Genomic DNA, 23,282 nt, shown 5'->3' on the forward strand with positions numbered 1-23,282 from the left:
ACGCTGGAGCGCGTCTTTTTTGCCTATGGAAAGGAGTGTAGGAATCATGAATGAGAATGATGCAAATCCAATTGTACAGCTTCCACTGGTCTGTACGCGCGGTGTTGTAGTGTTTCCAAATCAGGAAGTCATTATCGATGTGGGTAGAGAAAAATCTACGCGTGCAGTAGAGGAAGCACAGGAAAAATACGAAAGCCAGGTCGTCCTGGTTGCACAGCGTGATCTGGCTCTGGAAGAACCTGATGTGAATGACGTATATTCCTATGGTACTCTTTGTCAGATCAAACATATCCGCAGAATGGATGGTTATCTGCGTGTGAAATTCAGAGGTATACAGCGTGTGGAGCTGCATACGATTATCAATGATGATACGCTGATGAGTGTAACGGCGGAAATCAAAACAGATATCGCACAGGATCCGATGGAGGAGGTAGCGCTGGTAAGAAAAATCGCCAAGCAGTTTGAAGAAATTGAGGCGGTTTCCCAGACCATTCCAAAAGAGATGATCAATGAGCTGGCGAAGGGTGTTTCCGCGCCGGTACTTTCCGACCAGATTGCTCAGCTGTTTCCATTCACACTGGAAAAGCGCCAGGAGCTGCTGGAAACACGTGGTGTAAATGACCGTCTGTACCTGATTCTTCAGGAAATCGAGAGTGAAAAGGAACTGTCACAGATTGAGAATAAAATCAATGATAAAGTAAAAACAAGAATTGAAGAGAGTCAGAAGGAATACTATCTGCGGGAGAAGATGCGGGCAATCAAGGAGGAGCTTGGTGATGTTCCGGATACGGATAAGGACGTGGATGCAATCCGCAAGCGTCTGGATGAAAATCCATACCCGGAAAGCATTAAGGAAAAAATCAGAGATGAGCTGTCCCGTTATGAGATGCTGCCTGCCGCAAGTGGAGAAACAGGTGTTATCAAAACCTATATCGACTGGATGATGGATCTGCCATGGTGGCAGGAATCCAAGGATAATGAGGATTTGAATCTGGCAAGTGAAATACTGGATGCAGATCATTATGGTCTGGAAAAAATCAAGGAGCGCATTCTGGAATATCTGGCTGTTAAGCAGATGACAAATTCACTGCGTGCTCCGATCATCTGTCTGGTCGGCCCTCCTGGAGTCGGTAAAACATCCCTGGCGAAATCCGTCGCAAGAGCGCTGGATCGTAAATTTGTGAAAATATCGCTGGGTGGTGTCAAGGATGAATCTGAAATCAGAGGACACCGCCGAACCTATCTGGGAAGTATGCCGGGAAGATTTATACAGGCAATGAAGAAAGCAGGTACGGTGAACCCGGTCTTCCTGATCGATGAAATCGACAAGATGGCAAGTGATTATAAGGGTGATCCTGCCAGCGCCATGCTGGAGGTACTGGATCCGGAGCAGAATTCCCTGTTCTCCGATCATTATATTGAGGAGCCCTATGATTTAAGCAAGGTGCTCTTTATCGCAACGGCTAACTATCTTGAAAATATTCCAAACGCATTGCGTGACCGTCTAGAAATCATTGAGCTTAGCTCCTATACTGAGCTGGAGAAGGTGGAAATTGCCAAGCGTCACCTGGTGCCGAAGCAGATCAAGGAAAATGGTCTAAAGGCTTCTCAGCTGAAAATTGATGATGATATGATCAGCTTCCTGATTCGTTATTATACAAGAGAGAGCGGAGTCCGTCAGCTGGAGCGTGTGATTGCGACCGTATGCCGTAAGAGTGTGCTGGCAATTCTGAAGGACAGTAAGCGCAGTATCAAGGTTACCAAAAAGCTTGTGAAGGAATGGCTCGGTCACGAGAAATTCGAATATGGCAAGCGGGAAACCAAGGATCAGATTGGTACGGTTACCGGATTGGCATACACCTCCTTCGGCGGTGATGTGCTGCAGGTTGAGGTCAATCATTTCGAAGGTAAGGGAAAGCTGGTCATCACCGGTCAGCTTGGCGATGTCATGAAGGAATCCGCATCCATTGCCTACGATTATGTGCGTGCCAATGCCAAGAAGTATAAAATTAAGCCGGAAGTGTTTGAAAAGAACGATATTCATATCCACGTACCGGAAGGGGCTGTGCCAAAGGATGGCCCGAGTGCCGGCGTAACGCTTACAACAGCGCTGGTATCTTCTCTGAGTGATACACCTGTCAAAGCCAACCTGGCGATGACAGGAGAGGTGACACTGCGTGGGAATGTCCTGCCAATCGGCGGTTTGAAGGAAAAATCCATGGCTGCACACCGTTGTGGAATTACGACAATCGTCATTCCAAAGGCTAATGTCAAGGATTTGGATGATGTACCGGCAACGGTAAAGGAAAGTGTCAACTTCGTACCGGTGGAGCGTGTATCCCAGGTACTGGATGTTGCCCTGGTAAAATAACATGATACAATTTCAGAAAGCGGAGCTGGTCATTTCCGCACCGGATAAAAAATCATGGCCGGATACAACGCTTCCGGAAATCGTTCTGGCAGGAAGAAGCAATGTCGGTAAGAGCAGCTTCATCAATGCCATGTGCGGACGCAAGAAGCTGGCCTATGTCGGCAATACGCCAGGCAAGACCAGATTGCTGAACTTTTTCAATCTGGATGATAAGTATATGTTTGTGGATGTTCCTGGCTACGGCTATGCGAATATCTCCAAAACACAGCTGATCAAATTCGGGCAGATGATGGAGGATTATTTCTCTGAACGGACGCAGAAAAAGGGCGTTGTAATTCTGGTGGATGCCAGACATAAGCCGACGGACGATGATATGACGATGCTGGAATTTGCCCGTTATTATGAAATTCCGGTTGCAGTTGTGGCAACCAAATGTGATAAGGTGCCCCCGACCAAGCGCGCCCATCACTTTGCGCAAATCCGTAAGACGCTGATGCTGAATGCGGATGAGCCGTTATTTCCGTTCTCTGCAGTAGAAAAGCAGGGGATGGAGGAAATCTGGAATTATCTCATTCCGCTGTTTACTTCCTGAAGCAGCTTCTGAAAACAGGACAGCTGTGGGAAGCAGAAACTTTGATTATCAATAAAGCATAAAAAAGCTGTAGCAGGTGCTGATGCATCGTTCATACAGCTTTTTTTGTTTCCGTAAAGCATCCTCTATAGCGGAAGGAAAACCTATGCTATAATGGAATGGAGCCGTAAACGGCAGTAAGGAATGCTGAAATCGTTTTATACGATGATTAAAGTGCTTAACAGCTTTCATGGGAAACCCATCTGTTGATCAGCTGGTAAAGCTCTATGTACCAGATAGGAAGGCAGTATAACATGCAGAAACAGGGTTTTGGGCTGCCGTGATATCATAAGCAGGTTGTGTACAGCCAGGCGCATTGCCGCGTAATGTGGTAAAGTATGTCCCACATTACAGCATCTTGTAATCGATACAGAGAATAACTGCATACACATGCAGGAAGGATATGATAACTGAAGGAGGAGAAGCTATGGATATGCTTTTAGAGTTTATTATGGAGCTTGTAATGGAGGGAACCGTGTATACTGCCCAGAATAAGAAGGTTTCTCTCTGGATCCGGATACCGCTTATACTGGTGCTGGTTCTGTTTTTTGGATTTATAATCATCGGCTGCTTTCTGGTGGGGGTTGCCATAATGAGAGCTGAGGGCTTTTTTAAGGGTCTCACGATGATAGCGATTTCCCTTTTTATACTATTTGGTATTTTGAAACAGGTCTATGATTACCGAAAGGGACAATAATCGCATAGAACCGCACGATTGCAAGGTATGGATATGGATTATTCAATTACATTATGTGGCTTGTAATCATCGGTTTCCGTAACGGGTAGATACGGTGATCTGAGCCTGTTCGCTGATTGTATCCGTGAATGAACTGCTATGACCTGAACCATTCCTTTTTAACGTACTATGTACCGATACGGGTTGTAACCTCCAAGGACTTTACAGCCTCTACAAGTACTTGCTTCTCTCTGTGTTCATCGCATAAAAAAGACAGAGGCTGAAATCCGCGACGTTGGTCGAAGACTCACTTCTGTCTTTTCTGTTTTATTTTTCTTCTACAGCAAGAATCAGCTCTTCTGCGTAAGGAAGGGAAGCGATCCAAGCACAGACGGTATGCCATTCCTTTAGCTTGTGTGATCTTCTTGCATAATAAATATTCATAAGGGTTTCATAATTCAGGGTACAGGTGCGCAGCTGATGGTAGCTGCTTGGCAATAGCTGAATCATGCTGTACCAGATTTCCTTATCCTTCGTCTGCAGGTACTCCTGCCGCAGCTCCTCCAGAATGGTAATCGTATGCTGTAAAGCCTGTAATGCTTTCTCATTCATATATTCATGGGAAAAATCATCCAGCGTAAACGGTTTGCTTGCGATTTTATGCATGGTAGAGGTGGAATTCGCTACGGTTGCGACCTTATAGGTATCATATTCCTTCCACCAGTAGAGAGGCGCGGTGAAATCCACAGAGACAAAAATCTGACGGATGAATTTACGGTGATCGCTGCCTGCCTTAGTCAAACGCTGTGCCAGATTCAAATCATTGGGCCCCATGACAAATTTTCCCTGTTCATCATAAAAGCTGTCCATACGATTCCAGCTGTTCAACGGATTGCGTGCCCCGCGAATGGCATTCTCAAAATTCATTACACTTGTTCTTTCAATGGTAATCATGTTGTCATCCTCATTTCTTTCCTGTTTATTCTACCATATTTTATCTGTTGTGGACAGAGGAACGCCAGGAAAATAAGCTACCTGAATCAAGTACAGGCATATGCAGCATTCAGCTTGAAATATGTGACTATAAACAGCAGGGAATAGCGGATAAGGAATCCTGCAGGCTTTTATCGTATATTCCTTATAAAAGACGCCCAATAAGATGCCTAATATTTTGAAGCAGGGTGTTACTTTTATATTGCATCCGCCTATCCAGCTTCAGCGTATATCCTTTACAGCTCTGTCTGTGCCATGGAAAGCATCTGCGTATGTAAAGCATTGAGCCCTTCTGTCGGGAATCGTCAGTCCTCTGCTTTTTTAGGAATCTGTTTACAACACGCACACTTAAACATGGATGCCATACAACAAACACATGGGAATATGCAGGCATACTTTCTTCTTGCGGCGCATACATAATGGTAGGAGGCTACGCTATGAAAACAATGAAAATAGAAAAAGAGCTGCAATTCGCAGATCAGGTCAAAGAGCCGCGTTCCCTGCAGATTCGGGAATCTCTGGAATACCAAAAAGAAGCCGAAGGAATCCGTGCTGTTGGGCCTTTAACAGTGCAGGGAAGCTATATCAATGAAGAAGGAGCGCTACAGGAATACCAGGAAATTCTGGAAATGGATGTGCTGGCGCCAAATCACAAGCTGTCACAGGATCGGTTTTATCTGGATATTCAGGAATATCAGGCAGTACCAGCAGACAATGGCTTGCATCTTACGATCCTTATGGGAATCCATGGACTGCAGGAGCAGGCAAAAGCCGCACCGCAGACCTATACAGAAGCAAGTGTGCCACAGGAGTATACAAAAGCACCCGTACAGCAGGCAGTGAACGCACCGGTAGAAGCAGCTCAACAGACTGGTGAAACTGACAATACCCTGCATGCATTGGAACAGCTCTCTGCACCTGCTTCTACAGAATCACAGGCTGCGGATGGGGAAGTAGAAAGCGAACCGGAAGAACAGGATGCCGCTATGTCTGAATTCGAAGATTTGTTTGAAGACGATGAAACTACGTATACATCCTACCGTATGGTCGTTGCCCGGGGAAATGATTCCTATGGGACGATCGCACAGCGCTATGATGTGACTGAGGAAGCGCTTCGCTGTGTTAATAACAATAAGGACGTAACCGAACGTACACTGATCATCTTACCTTCTGTATAAGCTGCAGCTTATTGCTGCTGCGTGACAATACGGCGATGCAGGAAGATTATATAAAGGAAAACGGCGTTCCATCGTTACAGCAGTCTATCCCTGTACACTTCTCGTATGGGCTGCTGTAATTATCGTGCCTGTTCTGTAATCTTGATAGAATTTGAATAAATAGGAACCAGCAGACTGTCGAACCTCTTTAAAAATGAGAAAAGAGGTTGAAAACCGGCAGTCTTTTGTTTATAATAAGGAAGTAAATGCGTTAGAAGAGAAGGAGTATGGCAGATTTCAGGCAAAGAGAGCTTTCGGTTGGTGGAAGAAGGTGCTGGAGCTGCAGGAAGGTAGTCTTGGAGCAGGTATTCTGAAAGCAGAGTAGGAATACTCGTGAAACACGGCGTTAACGTGGTCAAGGCATGGCATGGCTGTGTGAAATAAGGTGGTACCACGTGAATAACGTCCTTTGGAGGGCGCTTTTTTTATATTCGGGAGGTGATGGTATGCGTTTGGATATGCCCTGTTTGGAAACAGAGCAGCTGCTGCTTCGTCCTGTGGAGGAGAGTGATGCTTGTGATATGTTTGCATATTACAGCGATCCACGAGTCATGCGTTATCTGACCCTGCAGCCTCACACGGATATAGAAGAAACCCTGAACAGCATACACGGCTATTTCCTGACCTGGGAAAAGCGCGGGGTTCCGACACCCTGGGTTATGGTGCATAAGCAGGCTGACAAGGTGATTGGAAATCTGGATATTCACACGCTTGATGAGGATATCGGTCAAATCGGTTATCTGCTGCATGCGGACTATTGGAATCAGGGCTTGATGCGGGAGGCTGTATATGCACTGGTACAAGCCGGCTTTGTACATGTCGGGCTGCGGCGTATCGAGGCCTATGTGGCTGTGGAGCATACGGCAAGTGCAGCGGTTTTAAGGCACTGCGGCTTTATGGAGGAGGGAATCCTTCGCAGGTTAACGATGCTGAGTGATGGGGAATATCACGATATGCGATTGATGAGCATTTTAAAGGATGAATTCCTTACAGGAAAATAAAAGGAGAAGTGAGCTATGAGAAAGACATTAGAAGCAAAATATGATCATCTTCAGGTTGAGATGGATCACTACAAAAGTTGGATTGAACACGGCTATTTTACAGCAGGGGATAAGAGTAAGGATCCCTTCTGCATTGTAATACCGCCACCCAATGTAACCGGAAAGCTGCATCTGGGACATGCCTGGGATACTACGCTGCAGGATATCGTATCCCGCTACAAGCGGATGCAGGGCTATGATATGCTTTGGCTGCCGGGTATGGATCATGCCGGTATTGCGACACAGGCTAAGGTGGATGAGCGTTTAAAAAATGAAGGGATTTCCCGTTATGATATCGGACGTGAGAAGTTTCTGGATCGTGCCTGGGAATGGAAGGAGGAGTATGCGGCTACCATTCGTAAGCAGTGGGCGAAAATGGGATTGTCTCTGGATTATACAAGAGAGCGCTTTACGCTGGATGAGGGACTGAGTGAGGCAGTACGCAAGGTATTCGTGGATTTGTATCACGACGGTCTGATTTATCAGGGGGAGCGTATTATCAACTGGGATCCGCAGGCGAAAACGGCATTGTCCAATATTGAGGTAATTCATAAGGAAATCGAAGGTGCGATGTATTACTTTAAATACAAAGTTGTAGAAACCGGGAAGGAGCTTGTTATCGCAACCACCCGTCCGGAAACAATGTTCGCGGATCAGGCGGTTTTTGTACATCCGGATGATGCGCGCTATACGGATATCATCGGTATGCATGTCATCAATCCTGCCAACGGGGAAGAGCTGCCGATCATGGCGGATGATTACATTGATATGTCCTTTGGTACGGCGGTTATGAAATGTACGCCTGCACATGATCCCAATGACTTTGCGCTGGCGAAAAAATACAAGCTTCCTATGCCGATCTGTATGCATCCGGATGGAACGATGAATGAGCTGGCACATAAATATGCCGGTATGGATCGTTTCGACTGCCGTAAGGCACTGGTTGCCGACTTTGAAAAGGACGGGGTTGTGGATCATATTGAACAGCATATGCATCAGGTCGGACATTCCGAAAGAACCGGAGTTATCGTAGAACCGTATCTGTCCAAGCAGTGGTTTGTGAAAATGGAGCCGCTGGCAGAGGAGGTTTTGAAAAATCAGGAAACAGAGGATCAGAAAATACATTTCTATCCACAACGCTTTGAAAAGACCTTCCATCAGTGGCTGGAAAATATTGAGGACTGGTGTATCTCCCGTCAGCTGTGGTGGGGGCACCGTATCCCTGCCTGGTATCATAAGGAAACCGGTGAGATTTATGTAGGTATGCAGGCACCTGCGGATATTGATAACTGGGTACAGGATGAGGATGTTCTGGATACCTGGTTCTCAAGTGCACTATGGCCGTTCTCTACACTGGGCTGGCCGCAGGAAACAGCGGACTTAAAACGCTATTTCCCGAATGATGTCCTTGTGACCGGCTATGATATTATTTTCTTCTGGGTTGCCCGTATGGCATTTCAGACGCGCTATTGCATGAACAGCCGTCCGTTTAAGGATGTTCTGATTCATGGTCTGGTACGGGATGCACAGGGACGGAAAATGAGCAAATCGCTGGGGAACGGTATAGATCCGATGGATGTTATCGCGGAACACGGGGTAGATGCGCTGCGCTTCTTCCTTACGACAAATTCCACACCGGGGCAGGATTTGCGCTATATCGATGAAAAGGTTGCGGCAAGTGCAAACTTTATCAATAAAATCTGGAATGCGAGCCGGTTTGTTCTGATGCAGATTCCGGAGGATATGGAAGTGTCGGATATAGATTTAAGCAATGCCTCCATGATTGATAAATGGATTTTGAAGCGTTTCAATGAGGTATTGGAAAGTGTTACTGCCAATATGGAAAAATATGAATATGCACTCGTTGGTAATGAGCTGTACAGCTTCATATGGGATGATTTCTGCAGCTGGTATATTGAGCTTAGCAAGGCAGGTCTTTCCAGTGATGATGATACGGTGCGTAAGGCAGCACAGTCTACGCTGGTAACGGTACTGAGCGGTATCGTACGCATGCTGCAGCCATTCATGCCGTTTGTTACAGAGGAGATTTATCTATCAATTCCACATACAGAGGAGAGCATCAATCTGGAGGTATGGCCGCGCGCTGTTGAGGTAGCTATGAGTGATGAGGAAATGACAGCGATCCGTCAGCTGATCACGATGATTGAAGCTGTCCGCAGTTTACGTGTGGATTACAATCTGAAGCCATCCATGGATATTGATGTTATCATTCGTGATGAGCATGGAACTGCTTTGTCAAGTGTTGCGTATATCAATGCTATTTTACAAAAGATGTGTCATGCGACTTGGATTGATGCGGATGAGCAGAACGAGGAAATGGCAGTACGTCCGATTCTGCATGGTACGCTGAATGTACCACTGGCAGCTATACTGAATGTCGCGGAGGAAATTGAAAAGCTGAGCAGGGAAATCAAGCGCCTAAAACAGGAAATCAAGCGCGGAGAAGGTATGCTGAGCAATCCAAATTTCGTAAACAAGGCACCACAGGCAAAGGTTGACGCAGAGCGTGAAAAGCTGGAAGGCTATCGTTCCCAGTATGCAATCGTTGAAAAGCAGCTAGAGGATATGAGAAAAAAGGCATAATGTTTGATTGATACCAAAAGGCATCGCAGATGGAGCACTTTTCCAAAGCGGTGTCTTTTTCATGGCTGTTCTTTTAAGCAGATATCATACAGGCGTGAGCAGCGATTCACTCTGCAATATGAAAGGAAAGCTTCAACATCATGGGTATGATTCTGAACTTATACTGAGCTGATTCACTTTGCGATATAGGCGTATAGCTTTAAAGGCATAAAGCGATTGCGTCAGATCGTATGATTTCCTGTTCTTTGAAATAAAAATGAGAGAAAATGTAAAAACATGAAAAATGTAGTTGACGAATGTGGAAAAAAGGTGTAACCTATGAAACATAGAAGCTATCATTAGGGAGGATCAAATTATGAATATCGAACGTATAGAAACAGCAACGAGAAAAGAAAAACCGGATTGGAACAGTGATCTGGGGTTTGGAAAAATATTTACCGACTACATGTTTACCATGGATTGGACAGCAGCGGATGGCTGGTGCAATGCCAAAATAGAGCCGTATGCGCCAATCTGTATGGATCCTGCAAGTCTGGTTTTACATTATGCGCAGGAAACCTTTGAGGGCTTGAAGGCGTATAAGACAAAGGATGGAAGGGTGCTGCTGTTCCGTCCGGAAATGAACGCCCGCCGTTTTGCGAATTCCAATCGCCGTCTGTGTATGCCGGAAATGGATGAGGATATGTTTGTTGAGGCAGTATCCGCGATTGTCAATTACGAAAAGGACTGGATTCCAACAGCGGAGGGAACTTCCCTGTATATCCGTCCGTTTATGTTTGCCACAGAGGCTGCGGTCGGTGTACATCCAAGCAATGCCTATAAATTTATGATTCTGCTGTCTCCGGTCGGTGCGTATTATCCGGAGGGTGTCAATCCGGTGAAGATTTACGTTGAGGATGAATTTGTACGTGCTACCAAGGGAGGAACCGGCTTTACGAAATGCGGTGGTAATTATGCCGCAAGCATCGCTGCACAGGTGAAAGCGGAAAAGCTGGGCTACACACAGGTGCTCTGGCTGGATGGCGTGGAGCGCAAATACGTGGAAGAGGTCGGCACGATGAATGTCATGTTTAAAATTGAAAATAAAATCGTAACGGCACCATGTGATGGAACCGTTCTTCCAGGCGTTACCAGAGATTCCATTTTACAGCTATTGAAATCCTGGGGCTATGAGGTGGAGGAACGCCACCTTGCGATTGATGAGCTGATGGAGGCAGGAAAAACCGGGAAGCTGGAGGAAGCCTTCGGTACGGGAACGGCTGCGGTTATCTCTCCAATCGGTGAATTAAATTACAAGGGGGAAATCACAGTTATAAACGATTTTAAAACCGGTACGCTGACACAGAAGCTGTACGATACACTGACGGGTATTCAATGGGGAGATGTAGAGGATACCAATGGATGGACAAGAGAAGTTAAATAATCATACCTGGAATCAACCGTTCGGCTGATTCCTTTTTTTGCGCCTTCTTATACAATAGGGGTGTCCTAAAACGGACGAGGAGGAGTCTATGAATGAAATATTAAGCATACGCCATCTGCAGAAAAGCTTCCAGGAGCGCAAGGCGGTGGATGATTTATCATTTGATGTACAAAGAGGAGAAATCCTTTGCCTGCTGGGTCCAAACGGTGCGGGCAAGAGTACGACGATTCGTATGATTGGCGGTATGTATCCATATGAAAAGGATACGCTTTTTTATGAGGGGAAAAGCCTGCATACCTGCCGCAGGAAATTCCTGCATGAAATCGGGTTTGTACCGCAGGATATCGCATTGTATGAGGATTTGAGTGCGCGTGAGAATCTACGCTTTTTTGCATCGCTGTACGGCTTGCGCGGTGCATTGCGAAAGGAACGGATCAATGAGGCGCTGGAGCTTGCCGGGCTGCAGGATCGCGCAGATGAAAAGGTGAAGCGGTTTTCCGGTGGTATGAAGCGGAGATTGAATATCGCCTGTGCCATTGCGCATCATCCAAAGCTGGTTATCATGGATGAGCCGACAGTCGGAATCGATCCGCAGTCAAGAAATCATATCCTATCCTCTATCCGCACGCTGCGTGATAACGGGATGACCATTTTGTATACGACCCATTACATGGAGGAGGTGGAGGAAATATCCACACGCATCCTTATCATGGATCAGGGAGCACTGATTGCACAGGGAACCAAGGAGGAGCTGAAGGAGCATCTGGATGCGAAACAGACCTATGTTATGGAAGTAGAGAATCTGCAGTCGCATGATCTGGATGCCTTTTACAGCATTGAAGGGGTGCAGGAAATCGTGCAACAGGATACACAGCTACGCATTTCCACACTGAAGAATGTCGAGAATCTGGACGAAATCATACGGGCAGCCTTAAAGCAGCAGCTGGTGATTCGCAGACTGTATTGTGAAAGCATCAATCTGGAGACGGTATTTCTGGAACTGACCGGACGCCGTCTGCGGGATTAGGAGGAGCTTATGGAACGATGGTATCTGCTGAAGCAGGATCTGGTGAATCTGTTCATCAATCCGATGTGGGTGTTTTACAGCACACTGTTTCCCTTTTTGCTCATTGTTGTCATGGGATACCTGAGTAGAGAGTTGTTTGGGGAGGCAGTCACCTCCTATGATTACTATTTTGTGACCTTTTTTGTGTACTGCGCTGCTAATTCCGCTACGATTGCGGCAAACAGCTTTATGGAGGAAAAGCTGCGTGCCGGGAATATGCGTATCCTGTATGCACCCCTTGATTCCCATTTGCTGTATCGCAGTAAAATCATTGCATCGTGGCTGTTTTCCAGCATTCTGCATCTGGGAACAGCTGCACTTTGTGTCCTGGTGCTCTCTCTGCATGTGGATAACGTATTGGTATTGATTGGTATGCTGGTATCTCTGGAGCTTTTTTCCTGTATATTCGGTGTGCTCATGTGTCTGCTGTTTAACAGTGAGCATCTCGCCAATCAGGTCATAACGATTGTGCTGCCGATTTTGGGTGTACTGGGAGGCGTGTTCTTTTCCCTTGACCGCTATGGCGCTGCCGCAGCCTTTCTCAGCCGTCTGTCCTTTATGAAATGGGTGATAACAGCAGCCTTTCAGGCGGTGTATGATGATATCACCATCCATGCTGTATTGGTGATTTTGGCATTGCTATTGGGAAGTGCGGTACTGCTAAGGCTTTGTAGAAAGCTGTTCAGAGAGGAGGATTGTATCCTATGATAACGGTTATGAAGCAGGCCTTTATCCGGTTAAAAAGAGAAAAGGGAAGTGCTGTCGTATATCTTGTGTTAAGCATCGCCAGTATTCTTGTGGCGCTGTACCTGTCATCGCTGAATACGTCGCTGGGAAGCATTGCCGTACAAAGTGATACAAGACCATGGAAAAGCAATGCGCAGCTGCGCGTTACGTATGTGAATGAGCCAATCGCTATGTCACGTCTTGTTGCACAGGAACAGGATGCCTTTGTTTCTGTGCGTAAGGATGGCAGTCTTTCCATCACATCCGTGAAGTCCAAAGGCTTTCAAAAGGAGCTGAGGCAGGCATTACAAGGACAGCATGGAGCATCTTCAACAAAAAAACAGCGTGGGATCGGATCTACGGTGATCGGCTTTGTGATGATGTTTGCCATTATGCAATCGCTTGTATATATGATGCAGTATGGAGAGGACAGGGAGTGTCACCGTATGGAACGCATTCTCTTATCCCCGGTTTCCTTTTCTGCATATCTTGGTGGTATGCTGCTGTTCACGATTGCTGCTGTGATGCTGCCTGCTCTGGGTACGCTTGCCCTGTGCGCTCTGGCAGGTGTTGATATTGGCTTTTCCTTGCCGGTGTATGCAGGGCTGCTCGGTGTGCTTTCCCTGTGTGCGACAGGATTTGCATTCTTTCTGTACACGCTGTTTTCCCGCAAGGATACAGCGAATATGCTGGGCAGTGCACTCGCTGTGCTGGCATCCATTTTATCCGGCGGTTTTTATGAGGTCACAAAGCAGGGAGGGATTCTTGATGCGATTGCATCCGTCTTGCCGACCAAGGCGATTTTACAGATGAGTGAATCACTGGAAGGTGGCTTGCAGCATGAGGCATTTGTATATGCGGGTGTTGTCCTTTTATGGGCGTCTGTATTGTTTCTGGCAGCGCTGGTTGTACAGCATGTCCGTAAAACAGCAGGTAACTGATTGCAATGCATCTCTCAGCGTTGTATCATAGAGGAAAAGGGGGATGATGCCTGTGAATAGAGAAAGACTGTTATCCAGTAATCTCTGTATGCCGAAGCCAAGAGAGAATGCCGTGCTGAGAGAGGCTTTGTTTCAGCGGCTGGATGAGGGCTTACAGCATCGCCTGATCTGTATCCGTGCACAGGCCGGCAGTGGGAAAACAACACTTTTGACCACCTATTTCTCACAGCGTAAAAAACAGGTGCTGTGGCTGAGTCTGGATGCGGAATGCAATCATATAGAACTGTTTTTCGGCTATTTGCTGGAGGCTTTGTCACCCGTGCTCTTACATGAGGACTATGCGAGTATGAAAAAGGCTTTGCTTGCAGGGAAGGGGATTGACTGGCTGTATGAGCTGGTGGAGCTGTTATCCGCATGCAGTGACCATGTGCTTGTATTGGATAATGTGCATGTACTGCTTGATAGCTCCTTATGCAATGCTCTTTCCTGGTTTCTGCATCATCTAAATGATTCTACCCGTGTAATTCTGTGCGGCAGAGAGCTGCCGGATATGTATCTGTCCGATCTGGCTATGGAGAATGCCCTTGTAATACTTAATCAGGAGGAGCTGCTGTTTCGTGAGGATGAGGAGCTGCAGTTTTTAACATGCACACTGAAGCTGCAGGCAGAGGATACACTTTTACGGCATATGTGCAAAATTGCTTCCGGATGGGTGGGAGGTCTGCAGCTGCTATCTATGGCTGGTGTAAATAAACAGCAGGATATCCTTCACATGCGCAATGATGAGCTTTTGTATACGTATATCACGAAGGAAATATTTGAGCCGCTGTGTACGCAGGAACAGGAGTTTCTTTTCGCTCTCAGTATACTGGATTCCTTTGACCGTGCCTTTCTTGCCGTCTATCTGCACCATATGGATACAGATGCCTGCCTGCGTGCGATCGTGGAACAGCATTTCATACTGGTTACGCTGGATGAGGACGCACAGCGCTATTGCTTTCATGATATCCTGAAGGATTATCTGCGCAGACGGTTGCTGGAGGAGCCAAGCAAGGAAAAGCAGCTGCATATTCAGGCAGCACAGGCATATCGCACAATGGAGCTGTATGCCGATTGTGTCCATCATTATCTTGCCTGTGAGGAGTATGAAGCAGCGATGGAGATCCTTTCCCAGACACCGCAGGATCACCGGGTCTTGTATTACCTTTCCCGGATTCCGCTGGATGTGATCTGCAGCAGAGCAGATTATGCCTATCAGTATTTCTTTTACTATTATGCCAATTTCGAGGAGGAAGCCTGCCGCCGTATGTACCCGCTGATCTGTGAAGCCATGAATGAGGACCCAACGTTCTTGGCGTTTCAATGCACGCTGCCGATCATGAACGGGGATTATATGAATGAGACAATGACACTGATGCCGCTGGACGAATTGATGGCACTGCCGCTGTCGGATGTCACCAAAAGCTTTTTACTGTTAAAGGATGCCTTTTTAATGGCGATGCTGCATGATATGAAAGGCTGTCGGCAGTATCTAAAACTGATTGAGAGCATTTATGAGGCTACACACAACATCTATACCGGAAGTATGCTGTATCTCATCCGTTCCCAGATTCATGAGGCGCTGGGGGAGTTCAAGCAGGCACTGCTTGCCTATGATAAATTACAAAGGCTGCTGCAGGAGCTTTCCTTTCAGAAACCATCCTATTATGTCGGTATAGCCGGTATTTATATGAAGCAGTTGAAAATAAAAGAGAGTGAAGTAGCACTGCGGCGATGTGATGAGACAAATACACGCGGATTGTTCAGTATCCGGCGTGCAGGAAGCTATACCAGAGCCCAGCTATATTGTGCCATGCGGGATGAGCGGGGATTGGAATTGCTGGATGTGCTGCTTGGCGACCGGCTGTATGAAAATGTTCTGTTAATGGCATCGCTGTTAAAGATTTTGTACGTATGGAAGCCGGAGCATGCAATTTTTTTGACCTTCCAGCAGGCATATGAGCAGGAGCGACCGGATGATTTTGAAGCTCAGCTGCTGTATGGAATGCTGCTGTGCGATCAGGGAAGGCAGGAGGAAGCGGTGCAGCTGCTGAATCAGATTTTACAGGAAACGCGCAGAATCCAATGCCGTTATTCTCTGATTGAAGCCTGCATAATCAAGCTGTGCAGACTGTCACAAAGGGAGCAGGTGATCAAAAATCTGTTCATTGAGGCGCTCACGTATGCTGCCGAGCAGGAAATACGGCTGCCGTTTTTGTATATGAGGGAAAACTGGCATGGAGCTTCTTCCCTGTTGAGAGATTGTTTGAAAAGGGCGAGTGATAAGGAGCGTGTCTTTTGGAGAAGTCTGGATATCCCTCTGCAAGATCCCGTTTTGAGTGAGCGTGAGCTTGAGGTATTACAGGAGCTGGCCCAGGGAAACAGCAATAAGGTGATTGCAGAGCATCTTTATATATCACTGGCAACGGTAAAGACGCATATCTTGAATATATACGGTAAGCTGCAGGTGACAAACCGTGTTGAGGCATTGAATTATTACCGTGAGCATCTGCAGGACGGCTGTGGTTAAGAGAAAACCCTCTATGAGAGACAACGTATAGAAAGCGTTGAAACATAGGAGGGCTTTTTTTAGTTTATCCTGTACAAAGGAGAGGTCTATTCGATATAGATTATGTTTATATTATTTTTTAAAGAGCAAATGTTTTGTATCCTGTCTTGGACAGAGGAGAGGTTTTGTGCTGTAATTGTTATGTTTTGATATGGATGATAGCATATAAGAGGTAACGTGGCATGACAAAAAAGGAAGTCCACCTCTATGCGCTGTTCATAGAGGTATGACTTCCTGATTGTATAAGTGCTGTTGCGTCAGCTTTTTTTAATTTTATCCTTCAAGCCGTCACTGAAGACGATCTGATAGCCCTTCACGCTGATTGCCTCGGTGCCATCCTCCGGCTTCTGAATATCGTCATATACCCAAATGGCATTTGCCCGTATGCCTTCTTCCTTATTCAGCTTATCGAGCAGCTTGACCCCGTCCGCGTGACTCATGGTATACAGGGTGGTGGAAAGAATATCCGCTATTCCGCTGTTATCGGTAATCACTGTTACGGCACGGCTGTGTCGGGCCGGCATCAGGGTGAGGGGATCAATGATATGATGCATGATCTGTCCCTTATAGGTATAGTAGCGCTGGTAATCGCCGCTGGTCACAAAGGAGGTATTTCCTTTTGATTTTACAGAAATCAGAGAGTCCGTAGCCTGTGCCTTCAGATTGGGAATCTGAATACCGACAGACCAGGCTTCATCCTCTGGCTTATCTCCAATCAGACGGATATTGCCGCCGCCGTTGAGTATGGCGTGCTGCAGTCCGTCCTTTTGCAGCTGCTCGGCAATCAGCTCCACGGCATAGCCCTTCGCAACTCCTCCGACATCCAGAGAAACCCTTGCATCATCAATATATACCGTGCTTTTCTTTTCGTCGATTTGCACATGCTTCCAGCCGCTGTGGCGTTGTGCCTCCTTCAGCTCCTTCATGGAAGGGATACTGCTTTCCTCATCCTTCTGATTAGCAAGCGTACCCGCCTCGCGGTAATCGTGCCATATATTGAGAACACTGCCCATTGTGATATCAAAGCGATGATCGCTGATGGTATCGTAGGCTTTGGACAGCTTCAACAGGTCAATGATGACCGGCTCCACCTTGACTGCCTGCTTTCCGGCATTGTCGTTGATTGTTTTAATATTGTTTACCCCGTCATAGCTGTTGTATTTGTCGAACAGCCGGTCGTAATAGCGGAACTGTTTTTTTAATTCCTGACTGTATTGGTTGAAGGCAGTCTCATTTTCCGTATACGCAGTAAAGCTGACCACGGTATCAAAACCGATATCCGTTGCCGTCATCGTATATTTGCTGAGGGCTTTGCCCTGACATCCACTCAAAAGCATTGCACTGAGCAGCAGTCCCAGTATTTTTTTCATAGTATCACCGTTTGACATTATACCATTATTTTCATGAATTTAAACCGGGATGCATAAGAAAACATTATCATTTTCTGTATGGGCAAAGCATTCCCTTTCAGTAACAATTTATCATTTTTACAAAACTATCCAAATGTAAGGAAATTGCACAAAAAGGGAAGCAAATTACAGGACAAAACCCTAAGAAAATGTTAAATTTCCGCTTTTTATCATGGTATGAAAATGCTATAATAAAACCGGTATGTAAAATGTGTTAACACATTCACATATGATATGGAAGAAGTAAGAGAAAGGTAAGGTGACTGTGATGTCATTGTTTAAAGGACCCATGCGTCAGCACATTCCGGGACATAAGGAACTTAGCGACCATGTAGACATCATGGAAGTGAAAGCCGGCAGCAAGGTATATATTCCTTTAATCTGCGGGCCTTCTGTGAATCTGGAAATCCTGGTTAAGGAAGGTGACCATGTTTCCATTGGTACGAAAGTTGCCCAGTGCAATGAACGTAATGTTGTTCCTATTTTTGCAAGTGTTTCCGGTACTGTAGCAGGTACGCAGAAGCTCATGCATTCTTCCCTGAAGCCGGTGGAGCATCTCGTCATTGAAAACGACGGACTATATGAGCGCATACGCTCATTTGAGCCGCTGGATTATCAGCATGCGGATCGTACAGCACTGATTGATTTCATGATGAATGCGGGAATCATCGGTCTGGGTGGTGCGGGATTCCCTGCATACATCAAGTACAAATTTGCAAAGGATGTAAAAAAGCTGATCATCAATGCGGTGGAATGTGAACCGTTTATCACTGCGGATTATAAGATGATTCAGGCACACAGGGAAGAATTTGTCACCGGTGTGGCAGCCATGAAGAAGATGGCAATGGCACCGGAGGCTGTGATTGCCATTAAAAAGACGCATCCGGATCTGATTCAGTTTGTCGAGGAAGCAATCAAGGGTATGGAGGGCTTCAGCGTTGCGGCTGTACCGGATGTATACCCAATGGGCTGGGAGCGTGTTCTGGTGCGTGAAATCATGCATGCGGAATATGAAAAGCTGCCGGGTGAGGTCGGTGCCATTGTCAATAATGCGACAACGGCGATTGCCTTCGGAGAGGCTCTGTTAACAGGAACGCCAATCGTAAGCAAGACGCTGACGGTTTCCGGAAATGCAGTAAAAAATCCTGTCAATGTACAGGTACCTGTCGGTGTTCCTGCATCCGAGGTCATTGCGGCATGCGGCGGCTACACCTGTGAGGATGTGACACTGATCGCCGGGGGGCCGATGATGGGGAAAACGATCGTCAATGATAAATTCGTCATCGACCGCAATATGAATGCATTGACCATTCTGGAGAATAAGCCGTTTGACAGCATTGCCTGTCTGCGCTGCGGAAAATGCTCGGATCACTGCCCGGCAGGCTTACAGCCGGTGCGCATTGCCCAGGCGGTAAAAACGAACGATAAGAAAGCCATGGAGAAGCTATGTGCCATGGATTGTATTGAGTGCGGTCTGTGTACATATATCTGTCCGTCCCGTCTGGATGTGACGGAAAATGTCCGCCGTGCAAAGCGTCAGCTGATGCTGGCTAAGAAGTAAGGGAGGGTATACAATGAAATTTACATTCCATGCATCACCGAACTTACGTCAGAAGCAGAGCACACAGCAGATCATGCTGGAGCTGATGCTCGGGTTACTCGTGGTGTTTGCGTTTTCACTTATTTATTATAATCAGGCATGGGGCTTTGAGCACATGCTGCAGGCTGTCAAGCTGCTTGCGGTATCCCTGCTTGTTGCATTTGTAACAGAGCTTGCCTGGGCATTCTTTATGAAGAAGGATCAGAAATTCGATCTTCCGTATATTAAGAAATTTATGGGAGGATCCTTTGGCTGGATCACAGCGATTATCCTGACACTGATGTGTCCGATCAGCATCCGTCCTTATGCGCTGGGTGTTTCCACCTTCTTCGCAATCTTTTTTGCAAAGCTCTTGTTTGGGGGCTTTGGAAACAATATCTTCAATCCTGCGGCAGTCGGCAGAGCGATTGTCTTTGCGACCTTCATGGGAGCGACAACCGATGTGATCACCTCTGCAACGCCGACGACTGTGATTGCCTCTGATTTTAACTGGCTGGTGACAAATCCGGAAATGATCAAGGACATGATGAGTGAAATCGGTGGTCTTGGCACACTGCTTACCGGATGGTATCCGGGGGCAATCGGTGAAACGAGTGCCATTATCATTCTGCTGGTTGGTATTGTGCTGTCCATCCGCCACGTCATTGACTGGAGGGTTCCTGCGGTATATCTGGGGAGCATCTTCGTTCTGGCAGCCGGTATTGCCCTGCTGCGCGGTGTTGGCAGCTATGACGGTATTCCAGGCTTTATATGGTATCCGCTGGTGCATGTTTTAACGGGTGGCGTTGTCTTTGGTGCAGTCTTTATGCTGACTGATCCGGTGACCTCTCCAACAAGTGCACAGGGACGCTGTATCTTTGCACTGGGTGCTGCCATCATCACTGTACTGATTCGTGTAAAAGCAAATCTGCCGGAAGGCTGTCTGTATTCCATTCTGATGATGAATATGCTGACTCCGATGATTGAAAAAGGGCTGGAAGGAAAACAGCTGGCGCTGCGTAAAAAAGCGACCATCATCTTCAGTGTGATTGCTGTTATCGGTATGGGAAGCGTCCTGCTTGCCGGAAGCGTTATTGAAGCAAAAGAGCCTGCACCTGCTGTTATGCTGAATACAGCAGATAAGGACGTTAATAAATTTGAAGCCAGGCTGAATGGAAAAACTGAAAACAGCGATGGCTCTACAACCTTCCATGTGGAAGCACAGGGATATGCATCTACCGAGGATCCAAATATCTACAACAAATTTGATATCACAGTAAAGGATGATAAAATCGTTTCTGTGGTACCGACAGAAATCAATGATACGGAATATCAGGGGGACAAAATTGATAACCCTGCCTTCCTGGATCAGTTTATCGGACAGGATCTGAAAAAGGATGTTGAGGTTGAAAAAAACGATGTGGTAACAGAAGCTACGTTCTCTTCCAAATCGACGGTGCGTGCCGTTGAAGAAGTGCGTAAGGCTCTGGGATATTAGGAGGTAAGAATATGAAAAAGATCATACATCTGACTGTTTTCTTAGCTCTGATTGCTGCCCTTGCCGGAGGAGCACTGGCGTTTGCCAACAATATGACAGCTCCTGTCATCGCTGCCAATGAGCTGGCTGCGGAAAAGGAGACACTGAAGGAAATCTATCCGGATGTGAGTGATGATGCATTTGTAAAAGTAAAAGACAATGCTTCCAAAACCATTGAGAAAATCTTCAAGGTGGAAGGAAAGGGCTATATCTTCAAAATGAAGGTAACCGGCTATAAGGACGGTACCAGCTATCTGGTTGCCCTGAATAAGGATGGAAGCGTATATGACTATGTTGCTATTTCTAACGGAGATACACAGGGGCTTGGTTCCAAGGTTACGGAACAGCCATTTCGTGATTCTTTAAAGGGGAAGGATGCAACCGGTGAAGAGATTCTTGATGATACGATTACCGGAGCTACGGTTTCCAGTAAGCCGGTTATCGAGGGAATTCGCGAAGCAGCCAAATATCAGGCTGAGAATCTGAAATAGGAGGTGGATGAAGAATGAACCGTAAAGAAAATTTTACAGCAGGATTCATCCGTGAAAATCCTGTATTCTCTCTATATCTGGGACTTTGTTCCACCCTGGCCATCACGACCACGCTGAACAATGCCATCGGTATGGGAGTTGCTGTTATCGTTGTATTGATCATGTCCAATGTGATCATATCGCTGATTCGTAACATTACACCGTCAGAAATCCGAATTCCGGTGTATATCGTTATTATTGCGACACTTGTTAAAATCATCCAGATGCTGATTAAGGCATATGCGCCAAGTCTGGATTCCGCATTGGGAGTGTTTATCCCATTGATTGTTGTAAACTGTATTATTCTGGGACGTGCAGAAGCCTTTGCAAGTAAGAACGGGGTATTTGATTCTGCGCTTGACGGTCTTGGCATGGGGCTTGGATATACCGTATCCATCATCCTGATGTCCGCAATCCGTCAGATTATTGCAACGGGTATTCTGTCCTTTGACAATCCGTTCGATGCCGCTCAGAATATCTTCTCCATTCGTATTATTCCGGAGGACTTTGCGATTTCCATGTTCTCTCAGCCGTTTGGTGCATTCTGTACGTTTGCATGTCTGGCTGCCGGACTGGCTGCATATAAGTCTCACCAGCAGAATAAAGCGAAAAAACTGGAAAAGGAGGCGAAATAAACGATGAACTGGAGCAATTTATTTGTTATGCTGATTACGTTTGTGTTCATTAACAACGTCGTCCTGAATCAGTTCCTAGGTATGTGCCCATTCATGGGGGTATCCAAAAAGAGCAGCTCTGCCATCGGTATGGGTGCTGCCGTTACCTTTGTTATCGTAGCTGCGTCTCTGGTAACCTATGGCCTGTATTACACAGTACTGGATCCGCTGGGACTTCAGTATATGGATTTGATCACCTTCATTCTGGTCATTGCCGCACTGGTACAGCTGGTCGAAATGATTATCAAGAAGCTGAGTCCTTCTCTATATAAGGCGCTGGGTGTATACCTGCCGCTGATTACGACAAACTGTGTCGTATTGAATGTAACCTTGAACAACATCACCAGCGGCTACAACTTCGCAGAGATGCTGACATATTCCATTGCTATTCCGGTCGGATTTACGATGGTACTGTACATCTTCTCTACGATTCGTGAGCGTCTGGATGCCTGTGATACTCCGCTTTCCTGGAAAGGAAATCCGATTGCCCTGATCGTTGCAGCAATCATGGCACTTGCCTTCAGCGGACTGATGGGTCTGGTTTAATATGAAGGCATTACTTCCCGTCCTGTATCTGGGGGCACTCGGTGCTGTTTATGCGCTGGTGTTTTATTTCAATCATAAAACACCGCTTCCCAAGGGATGTGAGGATTTAAAAGCACAGTGCAAGGGCTGTCATGATCATTCCTGCTGCAACAACCCTGCACATGAGGAATAGAAAGGGGTAGTCATATGGTAACTGCAATCATTATGATGCTTGTTCTGGGAGCAATTCTTGGTCTGGGACTTGGAATTGCCGATAGATTTTTAAGTGTTGAAGTCGATGAGCGTATTGAAAAGGTCAGCAGCATGCTGCCGAACTATAACTGCGGCAGCTGCGGGTATGCGGGCTGCAGTGGACTTGCCGAGGCACTGGTGGAAGGTGAAGTCACTGTTGTCGGCACCTGCAAGCCTTGTAAACCGGATCAGAAAGCAGCCATTGCTGAATATCTGAATACAACACCGGGGCCGGATGGTACCTGTGTTAAAGTAAAGGCTTAATTTACCTGTGAAAAGCATTCTTCTTAACGTATAGGGAGAATGCTTTTTTTGTTTTCAGATCGAAGCGGGAAGCAACTCAGTTAGGCAACAGCATACCTGCGTGTCACTGTTTGTTTTCTGTCAGCTATCCTGTTTTTCAACAGGTATATCATCTAAATCGCTCTTTTGATTACAGCTGCAGAAGCATTGCAAGGCCTCAGGAGTATTGCAAGTGCT

At 46.5% G+C, this 23,282-nt stretch carries 19 protein-coding genes and 1 other annotated feature; of the genes, 17 read left to right on the forward strand and 2 right to left on the reverse strand.

Annotated elements, in window-relative coordinates:
• Nucleotides 1-46 precede the first annotated feature (46 nt).
• From lon to GKZ87_08655, 3 genes are all read left to right on the forward strand, one after another.
• A complete protein-coding gene (gene lon / locus GKZ87_08645) occupies nucleotides 47-2,371 on the forward strand; it encodes an endopeptidase La (protein ID QSI25542.1) in 2,325 nt (774 codons plus the stop codon).
• A gap of 1 nt (nucleotide 2,372) precedes the next feature.
• Nucleotides 2,373-2,963 carry a YihA family ribosome biogenesis GTP-binding protein gene (locus GKZ87_08650; protein ID QSI25543.1) on the forward strand — a complete coding sequence of 197 codons (591 nt, stop codon included), beginning with the start codon at nucleotides 2,373-2,375 and terminating at the stop codon, nucleotides 2,961-2,963.
• 466 nt (nucleotides 2,964-3,429) lie between these two features.
• Nucleotides 3,430-3,699 (forward strand): hypothetical protein, encoded by a 270-nt coding sequence (locus tag GKZ87_08655; GenBank protein QSI25544.1) that lies wholly within the window; start codon nucleotides 3,430-3,432, stop codon nucleotides 3,697-3,699.
• A gap of 306 nt (nucleotides 3,700-4,005) precedes the next feature.
• On the opposite strand, the gene GKZ87_08660 is transcribed toward GKZ87_08655, so the two are convergent.
• Nucleotides 4,006-4,632, reverse strand: a complete 627-nt coding sequence (locus tag GKZ87_08660) for a hypothetical protein (protein QSI25545.1) — start codon at nucleotides 4,630-4,632, stop codon at nucleotides 4,006-4,008.
• 476 nt (nucleotides 4,633-5,108) lie between these two features.
• Here GKZ87_08660 and GKZ87_08665 point away from each other — a divergent pair, with 476 nt between their 5' ends.
• The 8 genes from GKZ87_08665 to GKZ87_08700 all read left to right on the forward strand — a co-directional run bounded on the left by GKZ87_08665 (nucleotide 5,109) and on the right by GKZ87_08700 (nucleotide 16,257).
• The gene (locus GKZ87_08665) at nucleotides 5,109-5,849 is read left to right on the forward strand and encodes a stage VI sporulation protein D (GenBank protein QSI25546.1); all 741 of its coding nucleotides are present in this window, start codon (nucleotides 5,109-5,111) and stop codon (nucleotides 5,847-5,849) included.
• A gap of 241 nt (nucleotides 5,850-6,090) precedes the next feature.
• Nucleotides 6,091-6,301: a binding site (T-box leader), on the forward strand.
• 33 nt (nucleotides 6,302-6,334) lie between these two features.
• Nucleotides 6,335-6,889, forward strand: coding sequence for a GNAT family N-acetyltransferase (locus GKZ87_08670; GenBank protein ID QSI25547.1), 555 nt, complete (start codon nucleotides 6,335-6,337; stop codon nucleotides 6,887-6,889).
• Between the two features lie 15 nt (nucleotides 6,890-6,904).
• A complete protein-coding gene (locus GKZ87_08675; protein ID QSI25548.1) occupies nucleotides 6,905-9,532 on the forward strand; it encodes a valine--tRNA ligase in 2,628 nt (875 codons plus the stop codon).
• Between the two features lie 355 nt (nucleotides 9,533-9,887).
• Nucleotides 9,888-10,955, forward strand: a complete 1,068-nt coding sequence (locus tag GKZ87_08680) for a branched-chain amino acid aminotransferase (protein ID QSI25549.1) — start codon at nucleotides 9,888-9,890, stop codon at nucleotides 10,953-10,955.
• An 88-nt stretch (nucleotides 10,956-11,043) separates the two neighbouring features.
• The gene (locus GKZ87_08685; protein ID QSI25550.1) at nucleotides 11,044-11,982 is read left to right on the forward strand and encodes an ATP-binding cassette domain-containing protein; all 939 of its coding nucleotides are present in this window, start codon (nucleotides 11,044-11,046) and stop codon (nucleotides 11,980-11,982) included.
• A 9-nt stretch (nucleotides 11,983-11,991) separates the two neighbouring features.
• Complete coding sequence (locus GKZ87_08690) at nucleotides 11,992-12,729, forward strand: ABC transporter permease (GenBank protein ID QSI25551.1); 738 nt, start codon at nucleotides 11,992-11,994, stop codon at nucleotides 12,727-12,729.
• Between the two features lie 209 nt (nucleotides 12,730-12,938).
• Nucleotides 12,939-13,688 (forward strand): hypothetical protein, encoded by a 750-nt coding sequence (locus GKZ87_08695; protein ID QSI27923.1) that lies wholly within the window; start codon nucleotides 12,939-12,941, stop codon nucleotides 13,686-13,688.
• A gap of 43 nt (nucleotides 13,689-13,731) precedes the next feature.
• Nucleotides 13,732-16,257, forward strand: a complete 2,526-nt coding sequence (locus tag GKZ87_08700; protein ID QSI25552.1) for an AAA family ATPase — start codon at nucleotides 13,732-13,734, stop codon at nucleotides 16,255-16,257.
• A gap of 296 nt (nucleotides 16,258-16,553) precedes the next feature.
• On the opposite strand, the gene GKZ87_08705 is transcribed toward GKZ87_08700, so the two are convergent.
• A complete protein-coding gene (locus GKZ87_08705) occupies nucleotides 16,554-17,684 on the reverse strand; it encodes an FAD:protein FMN transferase (protein QSI25553.1) in 1,131 nt (376 codons plus the stop codon).
• 289 nt (nucleotides 17,685-17,973) lie between these two features.
• Between GKZ87_08705 and GKZ87_08710 the strand changes: the two genes are divergently transcribed.
• From GKZ87_08710 to GKZ87_08735, 6 genes are all read left to right on the forward strand, one after another.
• Nucleotides 17,974-19,266: an RnfABCDGE type electron transport complex subunit C gene (locus GKZ87_08710; protein QSI25554.1), complete on the forward strand. Its 1,293-nt coding sequence runs from the start codon at nucleotides 17,974-17,976 to the stop codon at nucleotides 19,264-19,266.
• 13 nt (nucleotides 19,267-19,279) lie between these two features.
• Nucleotides 19,280-20,782 (forward strand): NADH:quinone oxidoreductase, encoded by a 1,503-nt coding sequence (locus tag GKZ87_08715; protein ID QSI25555.1) that lies wholly within the window; start codon nucleotides 19,280-19,282, stop codon nucleotides 20,780-20,782.
• Nucleotides 20,783-20,793: 11 nt separating this feature from the next.
• On the forward strand, nucleotides 20,794-21,312 hold the full coding sequence (locus GKZ87_08720) for an FMN-binding protein (GenBank protein ID QSI25556.1): 519 nt from the start codon (nucleotides 20,794-20,796) through the stop codon (nucleotides 21,310-21,312).
• A gap of 14 nt (nucleotides 21,313-21,326) precedes the next feature.
• The gene (locus tag GKZ87_08725) at nucleotides 21,327-21,986 is read left to right on the forward strand and encodes an RnfABCDGE type electron transport complex subunit E (protein QSI25557.1); all 660 of its coding nucleotides are present in this window, start codon (nucleotides 21,327-21,329) and stop codon (nucleotides 21,984-21,986) included.
• A gap of 3 nt (nucleotides 21,987-21,989) precedes the next feature.
• Nucleotides 21,990-22,571 carry an RnfABCDGE type electron transport complex subunit A gene (locus GKZ87_08730; GenBank protein ID QSI25558.1) on the forward strand — a complete coding sequence of 194 codons (582 nt, stop codon included), beginning with the start codon at nucleotides 21,990-21,992 and terminating at the stop codon, nucleotides 22,569-22,571.
• Between the two features lie 186 nt (nucleotides 22,572-22,757).
• Nucleotides 22,758-23,066 carry an electron transporter RnfB gene (locus GKZ87_08735; GenBank protein ID QSI25559.1) on the forward strand — a complete coding sequence of 103 codons (309 nt, stop codon included), beginning with the start codon at nucleotides 22,758-22,760 and terminating at the stop codon, nucleotides 23,064-23,066.
• Nucleotides 23,067-23,282 lie beyond the last annotated feature (216 nt).

Source organism: Erysipelotrichaceae bacterium 66202529 (genome assembly GCA_017161075.1).
In the GTDB taxonomy this organism is placed as follows: domain Bacteria; phylum Bacillota_I; class Bacilli_A; order Erysipelotrichales; family Erysipelotrichaceae; genus Clostridium_AQ.

What these genes read in the sequence shown, in the direction of transcription:
- GKZ87_08725 (QSI25557.1), top strand. Translation starts at nt 21,327, where the DNA reads ATGAACCGTAAAGAAAATTTTACAGCAGGATTCATCCGTGAAAATCCT.
- GKZ87_08705 (QSI25553.1), bottom strand. Translation starts at nt 17,684, where the DNA reads ATGTCAAACGGTGATACTATGAAAAAAATACTGGGACTGCTGCTCAGT.
- GKZ87_08675 (QSI25548.1), top strand. Translation starts at nt 6,905, where the DNA reads ATGAGAAAGACATTAGAAGCAAAATATGATCATCTTCAGGTTGAGATG.
- GKZ87_08715 (QSI25555.1), top strand. Translation starts at nt 19,280, where the DNA reads ATGAAATTTACATTCCATGCATCACCGAACTTACGTCAGAAGCAGAGC.
- GKZ87_08730 (QSI25558.1), top strand. Translation starts at nt 21,990, where the DNA reads ATGAACTGGAGCAATTTATTTGTTATGCTGATTACGTTTGTGTTCATT.
- GKZ87_08680 (QSI25549.1), top strand. Translation starts at nt 9,888, where the DNA reads ATGAATATCGAACGTATAGAAACAGCAACGAGAAAAGAAAAACCGGAT.
- GKZ87_08670 (QSI25547.1), top strand. Translation starts at nt 6,335, where the DNA reads ATGCGTTTGGATATGCCCTGTTTGGAAACAGAGCAGCTGCTGCTTCGT.
- GKZ87_08695 (QSI27923.1), top strand. Translation starts at nt 12,939, where the DNA reads ATGTCACGTCTTGTTGCACAGGAACAGGATGCCTTTGTTTCTGTGCGT.
- lon (QSI25542.1), top strand. Translation starts at nt 47, where the DNA reads ATGAATGAGAATGATGCAAATCCAATTGTACAGCTTCCACTGGTCTGT.
- GKZ87_08685 (QSI25550.1), top strand. Translation starts at nt 11,044, where the DNA reads ATGAATGAAATATTAAGCATACGCCATCTGCAGAAAAGCTTCCAGGAG.
- GKZ87_08710 (QSI25554.1), top strand. Translation starts at nt 17,974, where the DNA reads ATGTCATTGTTTAAAGGACCCATGCGTCAGCACATTCCGGGACATAAG.
- GKZ87_08655 (QSI25544.1), top strand. Translation starts at nt 3,430, where the DNA reads ATGGATATGCTTTTAGAGTTTATTATGGAGCTTGTAATGGAGGGAACC.
- GKZ87_08690 (QSI25551.1), top strand. Translation starts at nt 11,992, where the DNA reads ATGGAACGATGGTATCTGCTGAAGCAGGATCTGGTGAATCTGTTCATC.
- GKZ87_08700 (QSI25552.1), top strand. Translation starts at nt 13,732, where the DNA reads ATGATGCCTGTGAATAGAGAAAGACTGTTATCCAGTAATCTCTGTATG.
- GKZ87_08735 (QSI25559.1), top strand. Translation starts at nt 22,758, where the DNA reads ATGGTAACTGCAATCATTATGATGCTTGTTCTGGGAGCAATTCTTGGT.
- GKZ87_08650 (QSI25543.1), top strand. Translation starts at nt 2,373, where the DNA reads ATGATACAATTTCAGAAAGCGGAGCTGGTCATTTCCGCACCGGATAAA.
- GKZ87_08720 (QSI25556.1), top strand. Translation starts at nt 20,794, where the DNA reads ATGAAAAAGATCATACATCTGACTGTTTTCTTAGCTCTGATTGCTGCC.
- GKZ87_08665 (QSI25546.1), top strand. Translation starts at nt 5,109, where the DNA reads ATGAAAACAATGAAAATAGAAAAAGAGCTGCAATTCGCAGATCAGGTC.
- GKZ87_08660 (QSI25545.1), bottom strand. Translation starts at nt 4,632, where the DNA reads ATGATTACCATTGAAAGAACAAGTGTAATGAATTTTGAGAATGCCATT.